The sequence below is a fragment of the Acidovorax sp. DMC1 genome (genome assembly GCF_056314325.1).
This window is the reverse complement of the sequence record NZ_JBQUYO010000006.1, coordinates 96,079-118,408: the sequence shown is the minus strand read 5'-3', so window position 1 is coordinate 118,408 and position 22,330 is coordinate 96,079. Positions and strand designations below refer to the sequence as shown.

Genomic DNA, 22,330 nt, shown 5'->3' with positions numbered 1-22,330 from the left:
TTGCCACTTGCTCTGTGCTCTTTTCCCACCGCTGGCGCGCAGCCAGCGGGGCTCAGCCGTGTGCATCGTTTCCCTCAGGAGTGTTGTCATGAACCAGTTCAAGATTTCCACCCGCCTGGCGGGTTTGCTTGCGGCCCTGTGTCTGCTGGTGGGCGTGGCGGGGCTGTATGGCATGGGCAATTCCAATGCCGGGCTCAAGTCGGTCTACGACGACCGGGTGGTGCCACTCAAGCAGATCAAGGTGGTGGCGGACATGTATGCCGTCAACGTGGTGGACACAGCCCACAAGGTGCGCGACGGCGCGCTGACCCCTGCGCAAGGCCTGCAGTCCGTGGCCGACGCGCGCAAGGCCATCGATACCAACTGGAAGGCCTACCTCGCCACGCAGCTGGTGCCGGAGGAAACGCAACTGGTCGAGCGCTTCAAGCCGCTGCAGGCCAAGGCCGATGCGGCGACCGACGTGCTGGCGGGGCACTTCAAATCGGGCGATGTGGCGGCGCTGACCGCGTTTGCTGCCAAGGAGATGTACCCCGCCATCGACCCGTTGCAGGCGGTGCTGGGCCAGCTGATGCAGGTGCAGCTGGACCGTGCCAAGGCCGAGTACGACAGCGCGGCTGCCAGCTACCAGACCATTCGTGCGCTGGCAGTCACGGCGGTGGTGGCGGGCATCGCGCTGGCGGTGCTGATGGGCGGCGCCATGATCCGGCAGATTTCGCGCGCGCTGGGCGATGCGGTGCAGATCACCGACGCGGTGGCCCCGGGCGACCTGACCGTGGCGATCCACGCCCGGGGCAAGGACGAGATCGCCCATTTGCTCAGCGGCCTGACCACCATGCGTAACAACCTGGCGCATGTAGTGTCGGGCGTGCGCAGCAACGCCCAGGGGGTGGCGTCTGCCAGTGCCGAAATCGCCTCGGGCAACAACGACCTGTCGATCCGTACCGAGCAGCAGGCCAGTGCACTCCAGGAGACCGCTGCGTCGATGGAGGAGCTGAGTTCCACCGTCAAGCAGAACGCCGACAACGCGCGCCAGGCCAACCAGTTGGCGATGAGCGCATCCACCGTGGCGGGGCAGGGCGGTGATGTGGTGGCCGAGGTGGTGACCACCATGAAGGGCATCAACGACAGCAGCAAGAAGATCGCCGACATCATCTCGGTCATCGATGGCATCGCATTCCAGACCAACATCCTCGCGCTGAACGCGGCGGTGGAGGCCGCCCGCGCGGGCGAGCAGGGCCGGGGCTTTGCCGTGGTGGCGGGCGAGGTGCGCAACCTGGCCCAGCGCAGCGCCGAGGCGGCCAAGGAGATCAAGTCGCTCATCACAGCCAGCGTGGAGCGTGTGGAGCAGGGCTCGCAGCTGGTGGACAAGGCCGGCACCACCATGACCGAGGTGGTGGGCGCCATTCGCCGCGTGACGGACATCATGGGCGAGATCAGCGCCGCCAGCAGCGAGCAGAGCACCGGCGTGTCGCAGGTGGGTGAGGCCGTGACGCAGATGGACCAGGTCACCCAGCAGAACGCCGCGCTGGTGGAGGAAATGGCGGCGGCCGCCAGCAGTCTGAGCCATCAGGCGCAGGCCTTGGTGGGGGCGGTGGCCGTGTTCAAGCTCACAGCCGACCAGGCGCGTGCAGCGCAGCCGGGCGGCGGAGCCACCGGGGCGCAGCGCCCCGTGCCCGCTGCACCTGCAGGCAAGCCTGCATCGACAGGCGCGCCCGTCAGGGAGACTTCTACCCTGCGGTCCACGGCCACGCCCGCACCCGCTGGCAAAAAAGCGTCCGCTGCTGCAGCAGCGCCTTCCGCAGCCAAATCGGCCAGTGCGCCGCCCAAGCTGGCCCAGCCTGTTGCCGCAGGTGCGGAGGACGATTGGGAGAGCTTTTGATGTGGCGCAGGCAGAGGGGCCGGTTGTAAGGTTTTTGCCCCTTGTTGGGGCATAAACTTCTTCATCAAAGCGGGCCAACCAAAGCGCCCGCCATTCAAGGCACAGAGACCGTAGGCTGCGCATGGCTCGCAACGGGCGGTGCGTGCGTCTGATTGCGTTTCTTTCCGGGCAATGGGGCAGGGGTGTCCACCCTTGGCTGCGCCAGCGCGCCACACCACGGGCGCCTTTCCCTCTCCCGTCCCTGCCCACGCGTCATAGTTATAAATTGATAAAATCATTTTTATCAAAAACAATGATACAATTGACGCTAATCCAGACCTTGCCATCGTCCTGACCGGCCACCCGTGCATGAGCACGCCCCGGGCGACATGACCCAACGGCTGGCAAAAACCTACAAGTCCCACGAAAGAGTCCATGAACAACCTCAAAATCGGAGCACGCCTGAGCCTGGCCTTTGGCCTCATCCTGTTGATCACCGCCGCCATTGCTGCCACCGGCGTGTGGCGGCTGGCTGTACTCAAGGAGGCCAGCAGCCGCATCGCCACTGTCGAGATGGAGCGCAACGCACTCGCGCAGGAATGGAAGGCCGCCATTGACCTGAACTGGGTTCGGGCGTCGGCATCGCTCAAGGCCACGGACGCGGGCTACATCCAGTCGCTGACGGCCGACATGGCCGCCACGTCGCAGCGTGCCAGCGAGGCGCAGAAAAAGCTGGAAGCGCTGGTGGACGACCCGACCGAAAAGGCGCTGATGGAGCGCGTGGCTGTCACCCGCAAGGCCTATGTGGATGCCCGCGCCAAGCTGCTGGACCGCAAGAAGGCGGGCGAAGATGTGTTTGCGCTGGTGGACAGCGACCTCAAGCCGCTGGCCACCGCCTACCTGCAATCGCTGGCCGATGTGGCAGACAACACGCACAAGCAGCTCGATGACTTTGAAGGCGCCATCCTCCAGGACGCGGTGACCAGCCAATGGGTGCTGGCGCTGGCTGCGGTGGCATCGCTGGTGCTGGGTGCCTTGTTCGCGCTGTGGACCACGCGCTCCATCGTGGGGCCGGTGCAGCGGGCTGTGCACGCGGCCGACGAAATCAGCCATGGCAATCTGTCGGTCCACATCCCCGATCTGGGGGAGAGCCGCAATGAGATGGCGCACCTGCTGCGGTCGCTGAATGAGATGCAGCAGAACCTGTCGCGCATCGTGGGGCATGTGCGCTCGGGCTCCGAGAACGTGGCCACGGCGTCGTCCGAGATCGCCCAAGGCAACAACGACCTGAGTGCGCGCACCGAGCAGCAGGCCAGCGCCTTGCAGGAAACGGCGGCATCCATGGAGGAGCTCAATTCGACCGTGCGCCAGAACGCCGACAACGCCCGGCAGGCCAACCAGCTTGCGCAAAGTGCGTCCACCGTGGCCGTGCATGGGGGCGAGGTGGTGAGCCAGGTGGTGGACACCATGAAGGGCATCCACGACAGCAGCAGCAAGATCGCCGACATCATCGGCGTGATCGATGGCATCGCCTTCCAGACCAACATCCTCGCGCTGAACGCGGCCGTAGAAGCGGCGCGTGCTGGCGAGCAGGGCCGGGGCTTTGCGGTGGTGGCGTCCGAGGTGCGCAGCCTGGCGGGCCGCTCGGCCGACGCAGCCAAGCAGATCAAGGCCCTGATCAACGACAGCGTGGAGCGCGTGACTGCGGGCACCACACTGGTCGATCAGGCCGGTGCAACGATGACCGAGGTGGTGGGCGCCATCAAGCGGGTGACGGACCTGATGGGCGAGATCAGCGCCGCCAGCTCTGAACAAAGCCAGGGCGTGGCCCAGGTGGGCGAGGCCGTCACGCAGATGGACCAGGTCACCCAGCAGAACGCCGCCCTGGTGGAAGAAATGGCCGCAGCCGCCAGCAGCCTCAACACCCAGGCGCAGGACCTGGTGAGCACGGTGGCCTTCTTCAAACTGGGCGCCCAGGGGGCAGTGCCAACGCAGGCGGCCAGCGGCAGCACGCAGCGTGCTCCCTTTGCTCCAGCGGCGCGTGTGGGCACCGCACCGGCCTATGCACCGTTGCCGTCCCAGCGCGCCCTTGGCGCTGCTCCTGCGGGCAACGCGGGCGCAGCGCTGGGCATCAACCTGGACACTGCCATCCAGGCCCATGCCAACTGGCGCGCCAAGCTGCGCACCGCCGTCACCCAGAAAGAGCGGCTGGATGCGGACACCGTGGGCCGCGACGACTGCTGCGAACTGGGCCAATGGCTGCACGGCGCGGGCAGCTCGCAATACGGTGGCAAGCCGTCTTTTGTGAACCTGTTGGGTGCACACCGCCAGTTCCACGAGGAGGCGGGCAAGGTGGCGCGCATGATCAATCAGGGGGCCTATGACCACGCAGAAAAGCAGTTGGCCAACGACACCGCGTTCTCCCGCGCCTCGCAAAAGGTCGCCACGGCGGTGATCCAGCTGGCGAAGGAGCTCAAGGTGCGCCTGGCGGGCTCGTCCCAGGCGGCGGCGCCTCGGCCTGCGCAGCCTGTGGCACTGGCCAGTGCGCCGCGCCCCAAGGTCACAAGTGCTGCGGGGGACGACGATTGGGAATCGTTCTGAGCCGTCGAGCCGCGCCGCCCCTTGCACTGCGCGGGCAAGGGGCCTGCGGCGAAGCCTTTGCACAGGTTCTTACGGCGCTTGCTTGAACGGCAGGCGCTGGTGCAGGGACTCCAGGTAGTTCTCCACCCCGGCCCCTTCTCGGTCCAGAAAACGCTGTACCGCCTCTGCAAACGCGGGGTGCGCCAGCCAGTGCGCGCTGGTGGCCTGCACGGGCAGCAGGGCGCGGGCCATCTTGTGTTCGCCCTGGGCGCCTCCCTCAAACCGCACGGCGCCGTGGGCGATGCACCACTGCAGCGGCTGGTAGTAGCAAGCCTCGAAATGCAGGCAGTCCACACGCTCCAGGGCCCCCCAGTAGCGGCCGTAGGCCACCAGTCCGGAGCTTGGTTCAGAGCCTGAATCAGAGTCATTTGGGCCTGTAGCGCCAGATTCATATGCGCCGATAGCTATCAAACTGCTAGCAATAGGCCGCCCGTCCCGCTCTCCCACAAACAGCAGCCAGGCCTCCGGCATGTGCGCGGCCATGCGGGCAAAGAAGTCGCGCGTGAGGTAGGGTGGGTTGCCGTGCTCCAGGTAGGTGCGCTCGTAGCAGCGGTAGAAAAAGTCCCAGTCTGCGGTGCTGATGTCAGCCCCGCGCGACCAGCGGAAGGTCACCCCCGCATCGGCCACGCGGCGGCGCTCCTGGCGGATCTTTTTGCGCTTGTCCTGCGACAGGCTGGCCAGAAAGTGGTCAAAGTCCCGGTAGCGCGGGGTCTGTCCATCCTTGGCCGCCTCCCCTTGCGCGGCAGCCAGCGTGGGGAGCTCGTTCTTCCAATGAAACTGCACGGTGTGCCGCAGCATCAGGTCTTGCTGCACGCTGGTCTGCACATCGTCATCGCTGGCAAACAGCACGTGCACGGATGACACGTTCTCTTGCTCGCACCACTGGCACACCGCCTGCACCAGCAGGGCCCGTGTGGCAGCATCGCGCGCCAGCAGGCGGCTGCCCGGCACGGGCGTGAAGGGCACGGCGATCACGGCCTTGGGGTAGTAGGGCACGCCATGCTGCTCATAGGCGCTGGCCCACGCCCAGTCGAAGACGTATTCGCCATACGAATGGCTTTTGAGGTACAGCGGGCAGGCGGCCACCAAGGTGTCGCCTTGCCACAGCGTCATGAAGCGGGGCGTCCAGCCGGTGCGGGGCGTGGCGCTGCCGCTGCTTTCCAGCGCCGCCAGGTATTCATGCCGCATGAAGGGCGTGGGGTGGCTTTGCTGCGCCAGCAGGCGGTTCCAAGCCGCAGCGTCCACGTCCAGCGCGGAGGGGAGCACGCGGGCGATAATGTCAGCTTCAGCCATGCAGGCCCCTGCGATGCTCCCTTGATGGCGGGCCTGCAACGGCGGTATTCAACCCGGCCGCAGGGGCCGATTCCAGTTCCATGACGCTCTCCATTTGCACTGCGCAGCTCAACTTTGTTGTGGGCGACATGCCCGGCAACGCCCAAAAGATCATTGCGGCAGCCCGCGAAGCCTATGCCCAGGGGGCCCGCCTGTTGCTGACGCCGGAGCTGGCTATCTGCGGCTATGCGGCCGAAGACCTGTTCCTGCGCCCCGCCTTCATTGCGGCCTGTGATGATGCCGTGAAAACCGTGGCCCGCGAGACTGCGGGGTTGAAAGGCCTGGCCATCGTGCTGGGCCACCCGCAGGCCATGGCCCCCGGCGCCCAGGCCTTCAGCGTGTGCTTCAACGCCGCCAGCGTGGTGCGCGACGGCAAGATCGAGCAGACCTACGCCAAGCGCGAGCTGCCCAACTACCAGGTGTTTGACGAGCGGCGCTACTTCGTGCCGGGCAGCAAGCCCTGCGTGTTCGAGGTGGAGGGCGTGAAGGTGGGTGTGCTGGTGTGTGAAGACGCCTGGTTTGCCACCCCCGCGCGCGACACGGCTGCTGCCGGGGCGCAGCTGCTGGCGGTCATCAATGCATCGCCATTCCACCTGGGTAAGGGCACGGAGCGCGAGGCCACGATGCGCGCCCGCGTGGTCGAGACGGGCCTACCGCTGGTCTACGCCCACCTGGTGGGTGGGCAGGACGAGGTGGTGTTTGAGGGCCGGTCGTTTGCACTGGCGGCTGACGGCACGGTGGCGGCGCGGGCGCCTGCTTTTGTGGAAAAACTGGTCTATGCGATAGTCGAATCTGCCCAGGGTGCTATCAAAATTACAGCAGAGATTGCCCCCGAGCGCACGCTGGAGGCCGACCTGTGGGATGCCCTGGTGCTGGGCGTGCGCGACTACGTGGGCAAGAATGGCTTCCCTGGCGCACTGCTGGGGCTGTCGGGTGGCATCGACTCGGCGCTGGTGCTGGCGATTGCGGTAGACGCGCTCGGTGCCGACAAGGTCCGCACGGTGATGATGCCGTCGCCCTACACCGCTGACATCAGCTGGATCGACGCGCGTGACATGGCCACGCGCATGGGCGTGCGCTACGACGAAATCTCTATCAAGCCGCAGTTCGAGGCCTTCAAGGCCGCGCTGGCCACCGAGTTTGCCGGTTTGCCTGAAGACACCACCGAAGAAAACCTGCAGGCGCGCATCCGGGGCACGCTGCTGATGGCGCTGTCCAACAAGTTCGGCGCCATCGTGCTGACCACGGGCAACAAGAGCGAAATGTCCACCGGCTACTGCACCCTGTACGGCGACATGGCCGGCGGCTTTGCGGTGATCAAGGACGTGGCCAAGACCCGGGTGTTCGACCTGGCGCGCTGGCGCAATGCCAACGACCCTTATGGAACGGGTGCCAACCCCATTCCCGAGCGCATCATCACCCGCCCGCCCAGCGCCGAGCTGCGGCCCGACCAGAAAGACCAGGACAGCCTGCCGCCCTACGAGGTGCTGGACGCCATCGTGGCCCGCTATATGGAGAACGATGAGCCCATCGAATCCATCATCGCCAGCGGCTTTGCGCGCGCCGATGTGGAGCGCGTGACACGGCTCATCAAGCTCAACGAGTACAAACGCCGCCAGGCTCCCGTAGGGATTCGTGTCACGCGCCGCAGCTTCGGCAAGGACTGGCGTTACCCTATCACCAGCAAATTCAGGGCGTGACGCGTTCGCGCCGTGCCTTCAGACCCCTTTTTTACATCCTCCAGGAGACCCGCCATGAAAATGATCACCGCCGTCATCAAGCCCTTCAAGCTCGAAGAAGTCCGCGAAGCCCTGGCCGAATGCGGCGTGACCGGCCTCACCGTGACCGAAGTGAAGGGTTTTGGCCGCCAGAAGGGCCACACCGAGCTGTACCGTGGCGCGGAATACGTGGTGGACTTTCTGCCCAAGGTGAAGGTCGAGGTCGTCGTGAAGTCCGAGGATGTGGACCGCTGCGTGGACGCCATCGTGAACGTGGCGCGCACGGGCAAGATCGGTGACGGCAAGATTTTTGTGACCGCTGTGGAGCGCACGGTGCGCATCCGCACGGGCGATCTGGATGACGCTGCGGTCTGAGGTGGTGACCCGCTGAGCCGCTCGGCGCGTTCCGCCTTCTCATAGGGCTGCGCCATCCGGGAAGAGGGGCCCCGCCTGTACAGCGGCGCCGCCCATGAGCTGCATTCGCTGGCGTGGGGCGCGCCAGCACAAGCCAGCGCCTGGCGGGCAGTCAGATCACTGAGCGCAGCGGGATCTGGCGGGCATTGGTGCCAGCCTGTTCCACCAGGGATTGCAGCAGCTCGCTGGCGTCACTGCCAGAGTGCAGCAGGCCCATTTGCCACTCCCCCATGAAGCCACTAGACACGCTGGTCTGCAGAAAGCCCAGCAGGCCGTCGTAGTAGCCCGCCACGTTCAGCAAGCCCAGCGGCTTGTCGTGGTAGCCCAGCTGGCGCCAGGTCCACACTTCAAACAGTTCTTCAAACGTGCCGATGCCCCCGGGCAGGGCAAGGAAGGCGTCGCTGCGCTCGGCCATCATGGCCTTGCGCTCGTGCATGGTCTGCACGATGTGCAGCTCGTCGCATTGGCGGTTCGCCAGCTCCTTGTCCACCAGCGCCTGCGGGATCACGCCCACCACCCGCCCGCCCGCCAGCCGCGTGGCTTCGGCCACGGTGCCCATCAGGCCGCTGCGACCGCCGCCGTACACCAGTTGCCCGTGGTGCGCACCAATCCACTGGCCCACCGCTTGCGCAACCTGGGTATAGGCCGGGTTGTCACCGGGGCGCGAGCCGCAGTACACGCACACAGAAAAAGCGGGTTCAGCCATGGAAAAACCTCTGAAATAACGCGGCGGCCCAGATGCCGATGCACAGCAGCAAAGCCAGCAAAACTGCCGCACTGCCCATGTCCTTGGCACGCTTGGACAGGTCATGCCACTCGGGCCCGATGCGGTCGATGGCGGTTTCGATGCCGGTGTTGAGCAGTTCCACAATCATCACGATGACCACGGAGCCCGCCAGCAGGGCCACTTCCATCCAGTTGCGGCCCAGCCAGAGCGACAGCGGCAGCAGCACCATGGCCCCGATGGCCTCCTGGCGGAAGGCTTTCTCGTTCCAGCCGGCCCGCAGTCCTTCCAGGGAATAGCCTGCCGCATGCCAGATGCGGTTGAGGCCCGTGCGGGCCTTCTGGGGGTTGGCGGGGGCTGCCGATGGGGTGGAAGAGGGTTGCATGCGCTTATTTTTTGGGGATTTCGTAGTGCACCAGACGCGTGCCGGCCAATGCGTCGTGCCAGAACTGCCGAGTGGGGTGGAAGCGGCTGAGCAGCGCCCAGACGGCCACCCAGCCCAGCACGATCACCGCAGACTCACCGCCCGACAGGGAGAACGGTGCAATCGCCGCCAGAGGCGGCAAAAACCACAGCCAGCTCAAGACATAGCGCAGCAAGGCACGCGGCTGGCTGATGGGTTGACCGGCGGTGCCGACCACGCGGATGTGCCAGGTTTTCTGCGCCAGGGTCTGCCCTTTGGCCCAGAACCAGGTGAAATAAATGCCGAACACCACAAACAGAAAGGCCTGCAGCGCATGCCGGTTGTCCATCGCGTTCCGGGTCTGGCTCAACGTGCCGAACAGGTAGCCCGCAATGAAGACCACACCGAACATGAGCATGCCTTCATACAGCCAGCAAGCCATGCGCCGCCACAGATTGGGCGTAGGGGCGCCCGCGAGGGTGGTGCCGAAGGAGGCGGGGGCCGCCGCTTGCGGCGTGAGGGGAGGGGGAGAAGCGGACATTCCAAGTCAGGCCCGTCGGGCCGGAGGCAGGTTGCAAACCTACTGAGGATACAGGCCGGAGGTGTCAGGGGTCACCGGGGGAGGCGTTGGCGAGCTGGCGCCTTCCGTGCCGCTGCTACCCAGAGGGGGGAGCGCAGCAGGCACCGCGCTGGGGATCGCCACGGGGGCCGTTTCCACCCCGGCTGTAGAGGCCGCTGGCGCTGGGGATGCCGGGGCAGCAACGGGTGCTGGCGCAGGTACGGGTGCTGCAACGCGGGGCGAATGGTCTACGACCGGTGGAATCTTGGGCGCGTTCGGACGATCCGGGCTGGCCTGGGTGGCCGCTGGCACCTGCACCAGCTTCTTGGGAGACACCGGGCGCAGGGCGGGAGCGGCACCATGCGGGTTGGGGGCTGCTTTGGAAGCCAGGGCCTTGCGCTCTTCGTCCGACAGTGCCTGGTAGGCCTCCCACTGGGCCCGCTTGTCATCGCCGGCCAGGCGTTTGGTGACGGCGTAGTTCAGGCGCGCCTGGTTGCGTTGCTGGGCGCTCAGGCTCGCCCAGTCGGTGATGCGGTCATGGAACTTGCGCTGTTCCTCTTCCGAAAGGTTGGGGTAATTGGTGGCCAGATCGAGCCAGCGGCGTTTTTGGGCTTCGCTGATCAGTGCCCACCGTTCTGCCAGCGGATACAGCGCCAGCTTTTGTGCCGTGTTGAGCGTGCCCCAGCCCGGTCCCGATTCGGTGGCGGGGGGCATGTTGACGGCAGACAAGTCCGCACGGGCATTGTTGGGGCGGGCCACGGCAGCCTCGGCGCCCGCCTGCAGCACGGTGCTCGGAGCCATGCGCATCTGCACCCATGCCTGCCAGCCACCCGCGGTGAGGGCGCTCAGAAGCACCAATGCCAGCACAAATGCTGGCAGCGTGGAGGGGGCTTCGGTGGGGCTTGGGTGCATGCAGTCCAGAGTCAGGCAGTCAGTTCGACTGCGCGGAAGTCTTGAGGAATTGTACGAAGCCTGGGTCCGAGTAGGCGGCAGGCGGCAGGTCGTCGGTCAGCAACGCGGCATCGACTTCGGCCACGTCATTGGCGGCGCGTTCGTCCTGGGCAATGTTGATGACCACCAGGCCCACCACCAAGGCCAGCAGTGGAACAGCCGAAACCAGGGCATTCCACCAGCCGCCGCCTTCGCCGCCACGCCCCAGGGTGGCGGTGCTGCCTGCGTTGACCACTACGGCAGCCGGCGCCGTACGGCGCACCGGCACGGTGACCTTGCGTTTGGCCAAGGCCTGCATGCGCGAGGCACGCAGTCGCTCAGAAATGTCGTAGGGCAGAGCCTCGGTCCCGCTGGACAGTCGGGCCGTGACGCGCAGCGCAAAGCGCTCTGCGGCTGCTTCAGCTTGGGTCGATGGTGTCTGTGCAGTGTTCTTCATGGCTCGATTCCTTTGGCCTTCAGTGCCTTGCTGAGGGTTTGTATGGCGCGAAAGCAGTGGGTTTTGACACTGCCTTCAGAGCAGCCCATGGCGGCGGCTGTCTCTGCGACGTCCATTTCCTCCCAGTAACGCATCAGGAACGCTTCCCGTTGACGTGGAGGCAATTCGGCAATTTCTTCCTCAATGCCCTGGAATATCTGGGCGCGGCGGGTCAGGTCTTCCGCGCTTTCGGCCTTGTCCCCGTCCTCTGTCCCTGAATACGCTTCGAGTAGATCAAAATCCGTGCCATCTTCGCCCGGGCCCTCGAAGTCGCTCATGCTCGAAAACAGTGCATTGCGTGTCTTCTGGCGCCTGAACCAGTCCAGGGTGCAGTTGGAGAGAATCCGCTGGAACAGCATGGGCAATTCGCTTGCCGGCTTGTCGCCGTAGTGCTCTGCCAGCTTGAGCATGCTGTCTTGCACAATGTCCAGCGCCGCTTCCTCGTTGCGAACGTGGTAGACCGAGCGCTTGAATGCGCGCTTTTCTACGCTTTTGAGGAAATCGGAGAGTTCTTGTTCGGTTGCCAAGACGGGTCAGCCCGGGAGGAGATCGACGCAAAAGTCCGCAGTTTTGCAACTGCATGGCGCCGTAAAACCACTGATTATCGCACCCGCCGGAGTTTTTTTCGGCGGCGCTGCATTTTGTGTGTGTTGCAGTGCGATAATTGATGTTGCAATTCAAAAGGCAAACGGGTCACGGTCCGGCGCGGCAATCATCCCGCCCATGTCCTTGGCCTCAAGTCCCAAGCTGGCTTCACAAGAGCGCGTGCGAGGGGCACCCAAGGTTTTTCGTCAGAGAAATTCACAAAGGTTGATCGATCATGGAAATCTCCAAAGCTGAAATCTCTTCAGCAGCCGCTGCTTCGCAGGGCAACGCATCCCCCGCTTCCGCATCTCAGGACCTCATGGGTGCCGAGATCCTCATCAAGTCGCTTCAGGCCGAGAACGTCCAGTACATCTGGGGCTATCCCGGCGGTGCGGTCTTGTACATCTACGACGCGCTGTACAAGCAAGACACCATCCAGCACGTGCTGGTGCGCCACGAACAGGCGGCCGTGCATGCGGCGGACGGCTATGCTCGCGCCACAGGTGAAGTGGGCGTAGCGCTGGTGACCTCGGGTCCTGGTCTGACCAATGCCGTGACGGGCATTGCCACCGCATACATGGACTCGATCCCCATGGTGATCATCTCTGGCCAGGTGCCCACGCCCGCGATCGGGTTGGACGCCTTCCAGGAGTGCGACACGGTCGGCATCACCCGTCCCATCGTCAAGCACAACTTCCTTGTCAAGGATCCGCGCGATCTGGCCGCGACGATGAAAAAGGCCTTCCACATTGCCCGCACCGGCCGCCCAGGCCCTGTGGTGGTGGATGTACCCAAGGACGTTTCCTTCAAGAAGGTGCCATACACCGGCTACCCCCAGACGGTGGAAATGCGCTCGTACAACCCCGTGCGCAAAGGCCACGGTGGGCAGATCCGCAAGGCCCTGCAGCTGCTGCTGGCGGCCAAGCGCCCCTATATCTACACCGGTGGCGGTGTGTTGCTGGGCAATGCCACCAACGAGCTGCGTACGCTGGTGGACATGCTGGGCTACCCCGTCACCAACACGCTGATGGGCCTCGGAGCCTATCCGGCCAGCGACCGCAAGTTCCTGGGCATGCTGGGCATGCACGGCACTATCGAAGCCAACAACGCCATGCAGAACTGCGATGTGCTGCTGGCTGTGGGTGCCCGGTTTGACGACCGCGTGATCGGCAACCCCAAGCACTTTGCACAAAACGACCGCAAGATCATCCACGTCGACATCGACCCGTCGAGCATCTCCAAGCGCGTGAAGGTGGACATTCCGATCGTCGGTGACGTGAAGGATGTGCTCACCGAGCTGATCTCCATGATCCGCGAGAGCAGCACCCGCCCCGATGCTGGTGCCCTGGCAGCCTGGTGGGACACCATCGAAGGCTGGCGCAGGCGTGAGTGCCTGAAGTACAGCATGGGCAGCGGCGACGTGATCAAGCCCCAGTACGTGGTCGAAACGCTGTGGAACATGACCAAGGATGGTGATACCTACATCACATCCGACGTGGGTCAGCACCAGATGTGGGCGGCGCAGTACTACCGCTTTGACGAACCCCGTCGCTGGATCAACTCCGGTGGCTTGGGCACCATGGGTGTGGGCATCCCTTACGCCATGGGCATCAAGCTGGCCAAGCCGCAGTCCGAAGTGTTCTGTATCACCGGCGAAGGCTCGGTGCAGATGAACATCCAGGAACTGTCCACCTGCCTGCAGTACAACACGCCGATCAAAATCTGCTCGCTGAACAACCGCTACCTGGGCATGGTGCGCCAGTGGCAGGAGATCGAATACTCCGGCCGCTACAGCCACAGCTACATGGATGCGTTGCCCAACTTCGTGAAGCTGGCCGAGGCCTATGGCCACGTGGGCATGCTGATCGAGCGTCCTCAAGACGTGGAGCCCGCGCTGCGCGAAGCCCGCAAGCTCAAGGACCGTACGGTATTCATGGACTTCCGTACCGACCCCACCGAGAACGTGTTCCCGATGGTGCAGGCCGGCAAGGGCATCACCGAAATGCTGCTGGGGTCGGAAGACCTTTAAGCCAAATCAGCCCCAAGCGCACGTTTTTCATGCGCTATCAGCTATCGAATAGATAGCGCCCATTTTTTGACGAATCTATTGCCTGCCAAGCTCGCGCATTACCGTGCCCGGGGGAGGGCAGCGAAAAGAGGAATCTCTTTATCATGAAACACATCATTGCTGTCTTGCTGGAAAACGAGCCTGGTGCTCTTTCCCGCGTCGTGGGTCTGTTCTCGGCCCGTGGTTACAACATCGAATCGCTCACCGTGGCACCCACCGAGGATGCGTCGCTGTCGCGCATGACCATCCAGACCACGGGCTCCGACGACGTGATCGAGCAGATCACCAAGCACCTGAACCGCCTGATCGAAGTCGTGAAGGTGGTAGACCTCACCGAAGGCGCCTACACCGAGCGCGAGCTCATGATGGTGAAGGTGCGCGCCGTGGGTAAGGAGCGCGAGGAGATGAAGCGCATGGCCGACATCTTCCGGGGCCGCATCATCGACGTGACCGAGAAAAGCTACACCATCGAGCTGACGGGCGACCAGTCCAAGAACGACGCCTTCCTGCAGGCCATTGACCGCACGGCCATCCTCGAAACCGTGCGCACGGGTGCCAGCGGCATCGGCCGCGGCGAGCGCATTTTGCGCGTGTAAGACAATTCACCCCGTTTTTTCCCCATTTCAACCCCCAACAACGCATTTCAACCGGAGCGACCCATGAAAGTTTTCTACGACAAAGACACCGACCTGAGCCTGATCAAGGGCAAGACCGTGGCCATCATTGGCTACGGCAGCCAAGGCCACGCCCACGCACAAAACCTGAACGACAGTGGCGTGAAGGTCGTGGTCGGCCTGCGCAAGGGCGGTGCATCGTGGGACAAGGTTGGCAAGGCTGGCCTGACGGTGATGGAAGTCAATGACGCCGTGAAGGCCGCTGATGTGGTCATGATCCTGCTGCCCGACGAAGACATCGCAGCCGTGTACAAGAACAACGTCGAACCCAACATCAAGCAAGGCGCTTCGTTGGCGTTTGCTCACGGCTTCAACGTGCACTACAACCAGGTCGTGCCCCGCGCTGACCTGGACGTGTGGATGGTGGCCCCCAAGGCCCCTGGCCACACCGTGCGCAACACCTACACCCAAGGCGGCGGCGTGCCCCACCTGGTCGCTGTGCATCAAGACAAGTCCGGCAAGGCCCGTGACCTGGCCCTGAGCTACGCAGCTGCCAACGGCGGCGGCAAGGCTGGCATCATCGAGACCAACTTCAAGGAAGAAACCGAGACCGATCTGTTCGGCGAACAGGCCGTGCTGTGTGGCGGTGCCGTCGAGTTGATCAAGATGGGTTACGAAACCCTGGTCGAAGCTGGCTACGCTCCTGAAATGGCCTACTTCGAGTGCCTGCACGAGCTCAAGCTCATCGTGGACCTGATCTACGAAGGCGGCATTGCCAACATGAACTACTCGATCTCGAACAACGCCGAGTACGGCGAGTACGTGACCGGCCCTGAAGTGATCAACGAGCAGTCGCGCGCCGCCATGCGCAATGCCCTGAAGCGCATCCAGAACGGCGACTACGCCAAGATGTTCATCCAGGAAGGCCGCCTGAACTACCCATCGATGACGGCCCGCCGCCGCAACACGGCCGACCACAGCATCGAAAAGGTGGGCAGCCAGCTGCGCGCCATGATGCCCTGGATCGCCAAGAACAAGCTGGTCGACCAGACCCGCAACTGATACTTCCGAGCGAAGCATCCCAAGGCCACTTCGGTGGCCTTTTTCGTTGCCAGGCGGCCCATGCGCAGGCGCTACACTGCGGCCTTCGCCTTTTGCGCGCAGGGCGACTTGTGTTCCTGCGACAATTCGCTTAATACTATAAATTTTATAGCTGCTTGCGTAATGTGCGTGGGCGCTGGAGGTCTGTTTGATGCATGACGGCAATGAGTCCACCGAGAACCCCGGTGTGATGGTGCGCAAAAGGCGCAAAGGCATCTACATCCTTCCCAACCTGTTCACGCTGGCGGCGCTGTTTGGTGGCTTTTATTCCATCGTTATGGCGATGAATGGCCGTTTCGATCAAGCGGCAGTGGGCGTCTTCTGCGCCATGGTGCTCGACAGCCTTGACGGCCGCGTGGCCCGCATGACCAACACACAGAGTGCATTTGGCGAGCAGATGGATTCACTGTCGGACATGGTGTCTTTTGGCGCTGCGCCGGCCCTGATTGCTTATGAGTGGTCACTTCAGGGCCTGGGCCGCTGGGGCTGGATTGCCGCTTTTGTGTACTGTGCGTGTGCAGCGCTTCGCTTGGCTCGCTTCAACGTGAACACTGGCGTGGTGGACAAGCGCTACTTTCAGGGGTTGCCTTCGCCGGCGGCTGCGGCTCTGGTGGCGGGGTTCATCTGGTTGATGACCGAGCTGGGCGTGCGTCCAGGCGAAGACCATTGGCTGACCTGGAGTCAGGTGACATGGATCATGTTTGCCTTCACGCTGTATGCGGGACTCACCATGGTGACCAATGTGCCGTTCTACAGCTTCAAGGACGTGCAAATGAAAAAGAGCGTGCCCTTTGCAGCCATCGTGCTCATAGCGCTAGGCATTGCCGTCATCAACATCCATCCCCCCGTCGTGCTGTTTGGCGTGTTTGTTTTTTATGGGCTGTCTGGTTACGCCGTGTATGCCTGGCGCAAGGCCAAGGGCCAGCACAGCAGCGTGATCAGCACCTCGACCGATGAGCCCGACGAGCGCGGGTTGCACAAGTGACCATCGCCTCCGCTGCCGCGCAGTTGTGCTACATTGCGTTGCATGAACAAGTTTGCACTGGCTCTACTGCTACCTCCCCACGGGCGGAGACAGTAGGCGCACGCGCACACTTTTTCCACAAAGGCCCGTATGCACCCGCAACGGGCCTTTTGTTTTGGGCGCCAGATTTTTGACGTTGCGGGTCCCCCCACCGATACCAGGAGAACAACATGGCTGACAAACTGATCATTTTCGATACCACCTTGCGCGATGGCGAGCAGTCCCCCGGCGCCTCGATGACCAAGGATGAAAAGCTGCGCATTGCGCGCCAGCTGGAGCGTCTGAAGGTGGATGTGATCGAGGCCGGTTTTGCCGCCAGCTCCAACGGCGATTTCGAGGCGGTGCAGGCCATTGCCAACGCCATCAAGGACTCGACCATCTGCTCGCTCTCGCGCGCCAACGACCGCGACATCTCGCGGGCGGCCGAAGCGCTCAAGGGGGCCAACAGCGCGCGCATTCACACGTTCATTGCCACCAGCGCACTGCATATGGAGAAGAAGCTGCGCATGACGCCGGAGCAGGTGCTGGAGCAGGCCAAACAATCCGTGCGCTTTGCCCGTAATCTTGTTGCAGACATCGAGTTCAGCCCCGAAGACGGCTACCGCAGCGACCCAGACTTCCTCTGCCGCGTGCTCGAAGCGGTGATCGCCGAAGGCGCTACCACCATCAACGTGCCCGACACCGTGGGCTATGCCGTGCCCGAACTGTACGGCAACTTCATCAAGACGCTGCGCGAACGCATTCCCAACAGCGACAAGGCGATCTGGTCTGTGCACTGCCACAACGACTTGGGCATGGCTGTGGCGAATTCGTTGGCCGGTGTGAAGATCGGTGGCGCACGCCAGGTGGAATGCACGATCAACGGCCTGGGTGAGCGCGCTGGCAATTGCTCCCTCGAAGAGATTGTGATGGCCGTGAAGACCCGCAAGGATTATTTCGGGCTGGATCTGGGGATCGACACCCAGCACATCGTGGCCGCCAGCCGGATGGTGAGCCAGACCACGGGTTTTGTGGTGCAGCCCAACAAAGCTGTGGTGGGTGCCAATGCGTTCGCGCATGCCAGCGGCATCCACCAGGACGGCGTGCTCAAGGCCCGCGACACCTACGAAATCATGCGTGCCGAGGACGTGGGTTGGAGTGCCAACAAGATCGTGCTGGGCAAGCTCAGCGGCCGCAACGCTTTCAAGCAGCGCCTGCAGGAGCTGGGCGTGCAGCTCGACAGCGAAACCGAGATCAATGTGGCTTTTGCCAAGTTCAAGGAGCTGGCCGACCGCAAAAGCGAGATTTTTGACGAAGACATCCTCGCGCTGGTCAGCGACGAGAGCGTGACGGCTGAAAAGGAGCAATACGGCTTTGTCTCGTTGTTCCAGCAGAGCGAAACCGGCGAGCAGCCGCGTGCGCGCATCGTGTTCACGGTGGATGGGCAAGAGGTGCGCGGCGAGGCGGAGGGCAACGGCCCGGTTGATGCCTCGCTCAAAGCCATCGAATCGCACGTGAAGAGCGGTGCCGAGATGGTGCTGTACTCCGTCAACGCCATCAGTGGCTCCACCGAGAGCCAGGGCGAGGTTACTGTGCGGTTGCAGAACAGCGGGCGTGTCGTGAACGGGGTGGGCGCCGATCCGGACATCGTCGTGGCATCGGCGAAGGCTTATCTCAGCGCTTTGAACAAGTTACAAAGTAAAGCAGATCGCGTGGCCGCCCAAGGCTGAATGAACTCTTTATAATTCACTCACTTTCTCGGAAAGTCGCGCAAGGTATTGATCTTGCGCGACTTTTTTTGATTCTGTACACTGCCCCATAATTCTTACCGTTTGGAGCACTTTGATGCACCATCGCCGCAACGCTGCAGTGAATCGATTTTTCCAGTGGGTGGGTTTCGCGCTCGTGAGCGCTGCCCTCATTTCGCCTGCCGCGCACGCGGCAGATGTCAAAAAACAAGGGACCAAAAAGCAGCAGGTCAGTGCCGCCAGCGCCAAGCGTACTGTCGCACAGCGCAAGGTGGCTGCCAGCGTCAAGCCTACCCGTGTCGCCGCCCGCACAGCCAAAGCACCCACCAAGGTAGCGTATGTGCCTGCCAAGCCTTCTTTTGGTCAGATGGCGGGCTTGCATGAAGTCAATGACCCGCTGGATCTCAAGTCCAGCGTGGCTTTGGTGGTAGACCAAGATACGCACGAGGTCTTGCTGCGCAAGAACGATCAGGCGGTGCTTCCGATTGCGTCGTTGACCAAGCTCATGACGGGTATGTTGATCTCCCAGGCCAAGTTGCCCATGGATGAGCCTGTCACGATCACCCAGGATGATGTGGATACCGAAAAGGGGAGCCGGTCTCGCCTGACAGTGGGCACGACGCTCACGCGTGGCGAAATGCTGCACCTGGCGCTGATGTCCAGTGAGAACCGCGCCGCCCATGCGCTGGGCCGCACCTACCCGGGTGGCCTGGACGTTTTTGTGGCCCTGATGAACGCCAAGGCCAAGTCGCTGGGAATGAACGACACCCACTACGTCGAGCCCACCGGCCTGTCCAGCCGCAACCAGTCCAGTGCCCGCGACCTTGCGACGCTGGTGGGCGTGGCGCACGGAGACCCCTTGCTGCGCGAACTGTCAACATCGCCCGGCTTTGAGGTGGCCGTGGGGCACAAGACGCTCCAGTACAACAACACCAACGGACTTGTGAAGAACCCCACCTGGGATATCGGCCTGCAAAAGACCGGCTATATCTCCGAGGCGGGCCGTTGCTTGGTGATGCAGGCCCAAGTGGCGGGGCGCAAGTTGATCATGGTGTTCCTTGACTCTGCGGGCAAGTTCAGTCGACTGGGCGATGCTGAGCGGGTTCGTCGTTGGGTGGAGTCAAACCCAGCGCTGGCAGCTCCTTTGCAGGCAGCACGTAGCACCAACGGCTGATCTGCTGAATTCAATAAATGCGCCTGACAGGCTTAGTCTGTCAGGCGTTTTTATTTTGCGTTTGCGAGTCCTTGGCAGGTAAGCGCTTGTGCAGGCCGCTGAAGGCCGGGGCTGTGTGCGCCTTGTTGGTGCGAGGGCGTGTAGTCGTGACTGCCAGACGGCACCGGCTATTGGGCCTGTTGCATCAATGCATTCCCGATGCCTCGCTAAGAGCGGCGTTGCCTAGCCCTCCTTGGGGCGTCAGCGCAATTCGGTACGTTGACTGGTGAGGGGATTGTGACCGGCTTCGACACTCGGTGGCGTATAGCCCAAGGCCAGTGAAATCTCATTCGCTGTAGCCTGCAGTTTGGGCAGCCAGCCTTCATCCAGACGATCCGCAGGGGCCGAAATGGAGAGGCCTGCGACCAGTTTGCCCTGGTCGTCATACACGCCCGCGGCCATGCAGCGCACGCCCAACTCCAGCTCTTCGTTGTCGCGAGCAATACCGTACTGGCGGGCCTTGGCCAGTTCTCGCTCCAGCAACGGCAGCTGCGTGATGCTGTTGCGAGTGTGGCCTGCCAGACCGGTACGGGTGGCATAGGCGCGGACGCGCTGGGGGTCATCCAGCGCAAGGAAGAGCTTGCCTGTCGAGGTCAGGTGCAGAGGCGCTCTGCCGCCAATGGCGCGCACCACCTGCATGCCTGATCGTTCGCTGTAGGCACGCTCTACATACACGATCTCATCGCCCTGGCGCATGCTCAGGTTCACGGGCTGCTGGATCAGTTTGTGCAGCGCGCGCATGGGGGTGAGCGCCGCATCACGAACGCTCAGACGTGCCTTCACCAGGTTGCCCAGCTCCAGCAGTCGCATGCCCAATCGGTAGCTGCCTGATTCGGGGCGGTCAACAAAACGGCCGATGGTCAGGTCGTTGAGGATGCGGTGTGTGGTGGAGGGATGCAGCCCGGTTTTTTCGCTGATCTCCTTGAGGGAAATCGCTTCTTCCCGTGAGGCCAGAACGTCGATCAGTGTGAACATGCGCTCAAGCACCTGAACGCTGGGTTTGGGGGAGATGCTGGGATCGGGTTTTTTCATGAGCGGCAATGGTGCAAGGGCCGCTGCATTTTATCTTGTGAAATATGAATGTGCGTTCAGGGGCTCGCTTGCACGGTACCTGTGACCCGGTGCCAAGCCCCGTCGGTGCGGATTTCATGGGGCAGAAAGCGTGCCTTGTAGCTCATCTTGGGGCTGGTTTCGATCCAGTAACCCAGGTACACATGGGGCAGACCCAGTGAATGGGCTTGCGCGATCTGCCACATGACGTTGTAGGTGCCGTAGCTGCAATGGGGCTCTGGCTCGTAGAACGTGTACACGGCAGACAGGCCGTCATCGAGCACATCGAGGATGGAGACCATTTTGAGCGCGCCGGGTTCGCCGGACGCGTCGGTCTCGCGGAACTCCACCAACCTGGAGTTCACCCTGCTTTGCAGCAGAAATTGTGTGTACTGGTCGATGCTGTCGTGGTCCATGCCGCCGCCCGCGTGGCGACCGTTCTGGTAGCGCAGGTACAACTGGTAGTGCTCGGGCACAAAACACAGCCGCAACACCCGTGCCTGCAGTTGGCCGTGGCGCGCAGCAGCACGCCGTTGGCTGCGGTCAGGCTTGAACTCGTTGACAAGAACCCGCAGCGGGGTACAGGCCTGACAGCCGTCGCAATAGGGGCGATAGGTGAACATGCCGCTGCGGCGAAACCCCTTGGCGACCAGATCGGAGTAAAGATCGCTCTGGATCAGGTGGCTGGGGGTGGCGACCTGCGACCGTGCCTGCCGGTCCGGCAGGTAACTGCAGGGGTAGGGCGCTGTCGCGTAAAACTGCAGGGTTTGCAGCGGAAGGTCGTTGAGTTGCGTCATGCCGGATCGGTCTTGGGTGGCAGCAGCTCGTCCCAGTATACGGTCTCAAATTGCCAGGTGACGGGGGGCTGCTGTCGCGCGCTGTCCACATGCCGCAGGAAATCGGCCCGGGGTATCTCCCGTCCGCCCAGGGAGGCCAGGTGCTGCGTGTTTTGCTGGCAGTCAATCAGGGTGATGCCATGACGGCGGCACAGGCAGACAAGGGCCGACAGGGCGATCTTGGAGGCGTCGGTTTCATGTGCAAACATGGATTCTCCGAACACCGCGCGACCCAACGCCACGCAGTACAGGCCCCCGACGAGTTGCCCATCGACCCAGGTTTCCACGCTGTGGGCATGCCCCGCCAGATGCAGTTCGGTGTAGGCGTCGACCATCTCCGGAACGATCCAGGTGCCAGCTTGGCCTTCGCGTTCCTTGGTGGAGCAGCCGGTGATGACGTCCCGGAACGCGCTGTCGATGCGGATTTCGCAGTGCGCCTGTCTGCGAAATGCCTGCAGCTTTTTGCGCAGCGAGCGGCGCAACCTGAACTCAGCCACCGGCAGCACCATGCGAGGATCAGGTGCCCACCACAGGATAGGCTGCCCGGGGCCATACCAAGGAAACGTGCCTTGTGCATATGCAGCGCACAGGCTGGCCACATCCAGCGCGCCGCCTGCTGCCAGCAGGCCCGGCGCGGGATCGCCTTCCCCCCACGCAAGGGTTGGTGTGGGAAAGGGGGCGTGGGGTTCGAGCCAGGGCAGTTGCGGGGGCATGCTGGGTGCGCAAAGCCACCATTGTCTGGCATGCAGCGTTTTCCACGCTGCGGCGGGGATGGCGAAAAAAAAGCCCCGCACTTTGGAAGCGCAGGGCTTTTTGATTGGCTCCTCGACCTGGGCTCGAACCAGGGACCTACGGATTAACAGTCCGGCGCTCTACCGACTGAGCTATCGAGGAATGATCGGTATCTAGCGATTAACTAATTGAAAGGCCCTGCTTTACTCATGCAGGGCCTGCAAATTCTTGGCTCCTCGACCTGGGCTCGAACCAGGGACCTACGGATTAACAGTCCGGCGCTCTACCGACTGAGCTATCGAGGAA

20 protein-coding genes and 2 tRNA genes are annotated in these 22,330 nt (G+C 63.1%); 10 read left to right on the top strand and 12 right to left on the bottom strand.

Annotated features, from left to right (window positions below; genetic code table 11):
• The first annotated feature begins 88 nt into the window (after window positions 1–88).
• Window positions 89–1,879, top strand: a complete 1,791-nt coding sequence (locus ACT531_RS14085; RefSeq protein WP_476017811.1) for a methyl-accepting chemotaxis protein — start codon at window positions 89–91, stop codon at window positions 1,877–1,879.
• A gap of 414 nt (window positions 1,880–2,293) precedes the next feature.
• A complete protein-coding gene (locus ACT531_RS14080; protein ID WP_476017810.1) occupies window positions 2,294–4,459 on the top strand; it encodes a methyl-accepting chemotaxis protein in 2,166 nt (721 codons plus the stop codon).
• A gap of 69 nt (window positions 4,460–4,528) precedes the next feature.
• Here the strand turns inward: ACT531_RS14080 and ACT531_RS14075 are convergent, their stop codons facing one another.
• The gene (locus tag ACT531_RS14075) at window positions 4,529–5,791 is read right to left on the bottom strand and encodes a GNAT family N-acetyltransferase (RefSeq protein ID WP_476017809.1); all 1,263 of its coding nucleotides are present in this window, start codon (window positions 5,789–5,791) and stop codon (window positions 4,529–4,531) included.
• Window positions 5,792–5,871: 80 nt separating this feature from the next.
• On the opposite strand from ACT531_RS14075, the gene ACT531_RS14070 reads away from it, so the two are divergent.
• Window positions 5,872–7,530: an NAD+ synthase gene (locus ACT531_RS14070; protein WP_476017808.1), complete on the top strand. Its 1,659-nt coding sequence runs from the start codon at window positions 5,872–5,874 to the stop codon at window positions 7,528–7,530.
• Between the two features lie 54 nt (window positions 7,531–7,584).
• Window positions 7,585–7,923 (top strand): P-II family nitrogen regulator, encoded by a 339-nt coding sequence (locus ACT531_RS14065; RefSeq protein ID WP_015013651.1) that lies wholly within the window; start codon window positions 7,585–7,587, stop codon window positions 7,921–7,923.
• A gap of 151 nt (window positions 7,924–8,074) precedes the next feature.
• On the opposite strand, the gene ACT531_RS14060 is transcribed toward ACT531_RS14065, so the two are convergent.
• From ACT531_RS14060 to ACT531_RS14035, 6 genes are read right to left on the bottom strand one after another with little or no spacing between them, the layout of a single operon-like run.
• Window positions 8,075–8,668, bottom strand: a complete 594-nt coding sequence (locus tag ACT531_RS14060) for an LOG family protein (protein ID WP_476017807.1) — start codon at window positions 8,666–8,668, stop codon at window positions 8,075–8,077.
• Window positions 8,661–9,071, bottom strand: coding sequence for a diacylglycerol kinase (locus ACT531_RS14055; RefSeq protein WP_110959003.1), 411 nt, complete (start codon window positions 9,069–9,071; stop codon window positions 8,661–8,663). The genes ACT531_RS14060 and ACT531_RS14055 overlap by 8 nt, the downstream gene beginning before the upstream one ends.
• Before the next feature lie 4 nt (window positions 9,072–9,075).
• A complete protein-coding gene (locus ACT531_RS14050; protein ID WP_291446050.1) occupies window positions 9,076–9,630 on the bottom strand; it encodes an RDD family protein in 555 nt (184 codons plus the stop codon).
• A 39-nt stretch (window positions 9,631–9,669) separates the two neighbouring features.
• Window positions 9,670–10,560, bottom strand: a complete 891-nt coding sequence (locus tag ACT531_RS14045) for a DUF3106 domain-containing protein (RefSeq protein ID WP_476017806.1) — start codon at window positions 10,558–10,560, stop codon at window positions 9,670–9,672.
• 19 nt (window positions 10,561–10,579) lie between these two features.
• Entirely contained in the window at window positions 10,580–11,035 is a 456-nt protein-coding gene (locus ACT531_RS14040) for a DUF3619 family protein (protein ID WP_015013656.1), read from the bottom strand.
• Complete coding sequence (locus ACT531_RS14035) at window positions 11,032–11,601, bottom strand: RNA polymerase sigma factor (RefSeq protein ID WP_015013657.1); 570 nt, start codon at window positions 11,599–11,601, stop codon at window positions 11,032–11,034. Before ACT531_RS14035 ends, ACT531_RS14040 begins: the two co-directional genes overlap by 4 nt.
• A gap of 293 nt (window positions 11,602–11,894) precedes the next feature.
• Here ACT531_RS14035 and ACT531_RS14030 point away from each other — a divergent pair, with 293 nt between their 5' ends.
• The 6 genes from ACT531_RS14030 (at window position 11,895) to pbpG (ending at window position 19,367) form a co-directional block, all read left to right on the top strand.
• On the top strand, window positions 11,895–13,688 hold the full coding sequence (locus ACT531_RS14030) for an acetolactate synthase 3 catalytic subunit (protein WP_476017805.1): 1,794 nt from the start codon (window positions 11,895–11,897) through the stop codon (window positions 13,686–13,688).
• A gap of 143 nt (window positions 13,689–13,831) precedes the next feature.
• Window positions 13,832–14,323 (top strand): acetolactate synthase small subunit, encoded by a 492-nt coding sequence (gene ilvN, locus ACT531_RS14025; RefSeq protein WP_015013659.1) that lies wholly within the window; start codon window positions 13,832–13,834, stop codon window positions 14,321–14,323.
• A 63-nt stretch (window positions 14,324–14,386) separates the two neighbouring features.
• The gene (gene ilvC, locus ACT531_RS14020; RefSeq protein WP_015013660.1) at window positions 14,387–15,403 is read left to right on the top strand and encodes a ketol-acid reductoisomerase; all 1,017 of its coding nucleotides are present in this window, start codon (window positions 14,387–14,389) and stop codon (window positions 15,401–15,403) included.
• Between the two features lie 190 nt (window positions 15,404–15,593).
• The gene (gene pssA / locus ACT531_RS14015; protein WP_015013661.1) at window positions 15,594–16,427 is read left to right on the top strand and encodes a CDP-diacylglycerol--serine O-phosphatidyltransferase; all 834 of its coding nucleotides are present in this window, start codon (window positions 15,594–15,596) and stop codon (window positions 16,425–16,427) included.
• 209 nt (window positions 16,428–16,636) lie between these two features.
• On the top strand, window positions 16,637–18,175 hold the full coding sequence (locus ACT531_RS14010; protein WP_060985654.1) for a 2-isopropylmalate synthase: 1,539 nt from the start codon (window positions 16,637–16,639) through the stop codon (window positions 18,173–18,175).
• A 115-nt stretch (window positions 18,176–18,290) separates the two neighbouring features.
• A complete protein-coding gene (gene pbpG / locus ACT531_RS14005; RefSeq protein WP_015013663.1) occupies window positions 18,291–19,367 on the top strand; it encodes a D-alanyl-D-alanine endopeptidase in 1,077 nt (358 codons plus the stop codon).
• Between the two features lie 240 nt (window positions 19,368–19,607).
• Here pbpG and ACT531_RS14000 read toward each other — a convergent pair whose 3' ends face one another.
• The 5 genes from ACT531_RS14000 to ACT531_RS13980 form a co-directional block, all read right to left on the bottom strand.
• Window positions 19,608–20,438: an IclR family transcriptional regulator gene (locus ACT531_RS14000; protein ID WP_476017897.1), complete on the bottom strand. Its 831-nt coding sequence runs from the start codon at window positions 20,436–20,438 to the stop codon at window positions 19,608–19,610.
• Between the two features lie 56 nt (window positions 20,439–20,494).
• The gene (locus tag ACT531_RS13995) at window positions 20,495–21,253 is read right to left on the bottom strand and encodes an arginyltransferase (RefSeq protein ID WP_295944121.1); all 759 of its coding nucleotides are present in this window, start codon (window positions 21,251–21,253) and stop codon (window positions 20,495–20,497) included.
• On the bottom strand, window positions 21,250–22,005 hold the full coding sequence (gene aat, locus ACT531_RS13990) for a leucyl/phenylalanyl-tRNA--protein transferase (protein ID WP_476017804.1): 756 nt from the start codon (window positions 22,003–22,005) through the stop codon (window positions 21,250–21,252). The genes ACT531_RS13995 and aat overlap by 4 nt, the downstream gene beginning before the upstream one ends.
• Window positions 22,006–22,110: 105 nt before the next feature.
• Window positions 22,111–22,186, bottom strand: a tRNA-Asn gene (locus ACT531_RS13985).
• Between the two features lie 67 nt (window positions 22,187–22,253).
• A tRNA-Asn gene (locus ACT531_RS13980) sits at window positions 22,254–22,329 on the bottom strand.
• Window position 22,330: the final 1 nt, after the last annotated feature.

Excerpts from the sequence above, each read along its gene's own strand:
- ACT531_RS14085 (WP_476017811.1), top strand. The coding sequence starts at position 89 with ATGAACCAGTTCAAGATTTCCACCCGCCTGGCGGGTTTGCTTGCGGCC.
- ACT531_RS14080 (WP_476017810.1), top strand. The coding sequence starts at position 2,294 with ATGAACAACCTCAAAATCGGAGCACGCCTGAGCCTGGCCTTTGGCCTC.
- ACT531_RS14075 (WP_476017809.1), bottom strand. The coding sequence starts at position 5,791 with ATGGCTGAAGCTGACATTATCGCCCGCGTGCTCCCCTCCGCGCTGGAC.
- ACT531_RS14070 (WP_476017808.1), top strand. The coding sequence starts at position 5,872 with ATGACGCTCTCCATTTGCACTGCGCAGCTCAACTTTGTTGTGGGCGAC.
- ACT531_RS14065 (WP_015013651.1), top strand. The coding sequence starts at position 7,585 with ATGAAAATGATCACCGCCGTCATCAAGCCCTTCAAGCTCGAAGAAGTC.
- ACT531_RS14060 (WP_476017807.1), bottom strand. The coding sequence starts at position 8,668 with ATGGCTGAACCCGCTTTTTCTGTGTGCGTGTACTGCGGCTCGCGCCCC.
- ACT531_RS14055 (WP_110959003.1), bottom strand. The coding sequence starts at position 9,071 with ATGCAACCCTCTTCCACCCCATCGGCAGCCCCCGCCAACCCCCAGAAG.
- ACT531_RS14050 (WP_291446050.1), bottom strand. The coding sequence starts at position 9,630 with ATGTCCGCTTCTCCCCCTCCCCTCACGCCGCAAGCGGCGGCCCCCGCC.
- ACT531_RS14045 (WP_476017806.1), bottom strand. The coding sequence starts at position 10,560 with ATGCACCCAAGCCCCACCGAAGCCCCCTCCACGCTGCCAGCATTTGTG.
- ACT531_RS14040 (WP_015013656.1), bottom strand. The coding sequence starts at position 11,035 with ATGAAGAACACTGCACAGACACCATCGACCCAAGCTGAAGCAGCCGCA.
- ACT531_RS14030 (WP_476017805.1), top strand. The coding sequence starts at position 11,895 with ATGGAAATCTCCAAAGCTGAAATCTCTTCAGCAGCCGCTGCTTCGCAG.
- ilvN (WP_015013659.1), top strand. The coding sequence starts at position 13,832 with ATGAAACACATCATTGCTGTCTTGCTGGAAAACGAGCCTGGTGCTCTT.
- ilvC (WP_015013660.1), top strand. The coding sequence starts at position 14,387 with ATGAAAGTTTTCTACGACAAAGACACCGACCTGAGCCTGATCAAGGGC.
- pssA (WP_015013661.1), top strand. The coding sequence starts at position 15,594 with ATGCATGACGGCAATGAGTCCACCGAGAACCCCGGTGTGATGGTGCGC.
- ACT531_RS14010 (WP_060985654.1), top strand. The coding sequence starts at position 16,637 with ATGGCTGACAAACTGATCATTTTCGATACCACCTTGCGCGATGGCGAG.
- pbpG (WP_015013663.1), top strand. The coding sequence starts at position 18,291 with ATGCACCATCGCCGCAACGCTGCAGTGAATCGATTTTTCCAGTGGGTG.
- ACT531_RS14000 (WP_476017897.1), bottom strand. The coding sequence starts at position 20,438 with ATGAAAAAACCCGATCCCAGCATCTCCCCCAAACCCAGCGTTCAGGTG.
- ACT531_RS13995 (WP_295944121.1), bottom strand. The coding sequence starts at position 21,253 with ATGACGCAACTCAACGACCTTCCGCTGCAAACCCTGCAGTTTTACGCG.
- aat (WP_476017804.1), bottom strand. The coding sequence starts at position 22,005 with ATGCCCCCGCAACTGCCCTGGCTCGAACCCCACGCCCCCTTTCCCACA.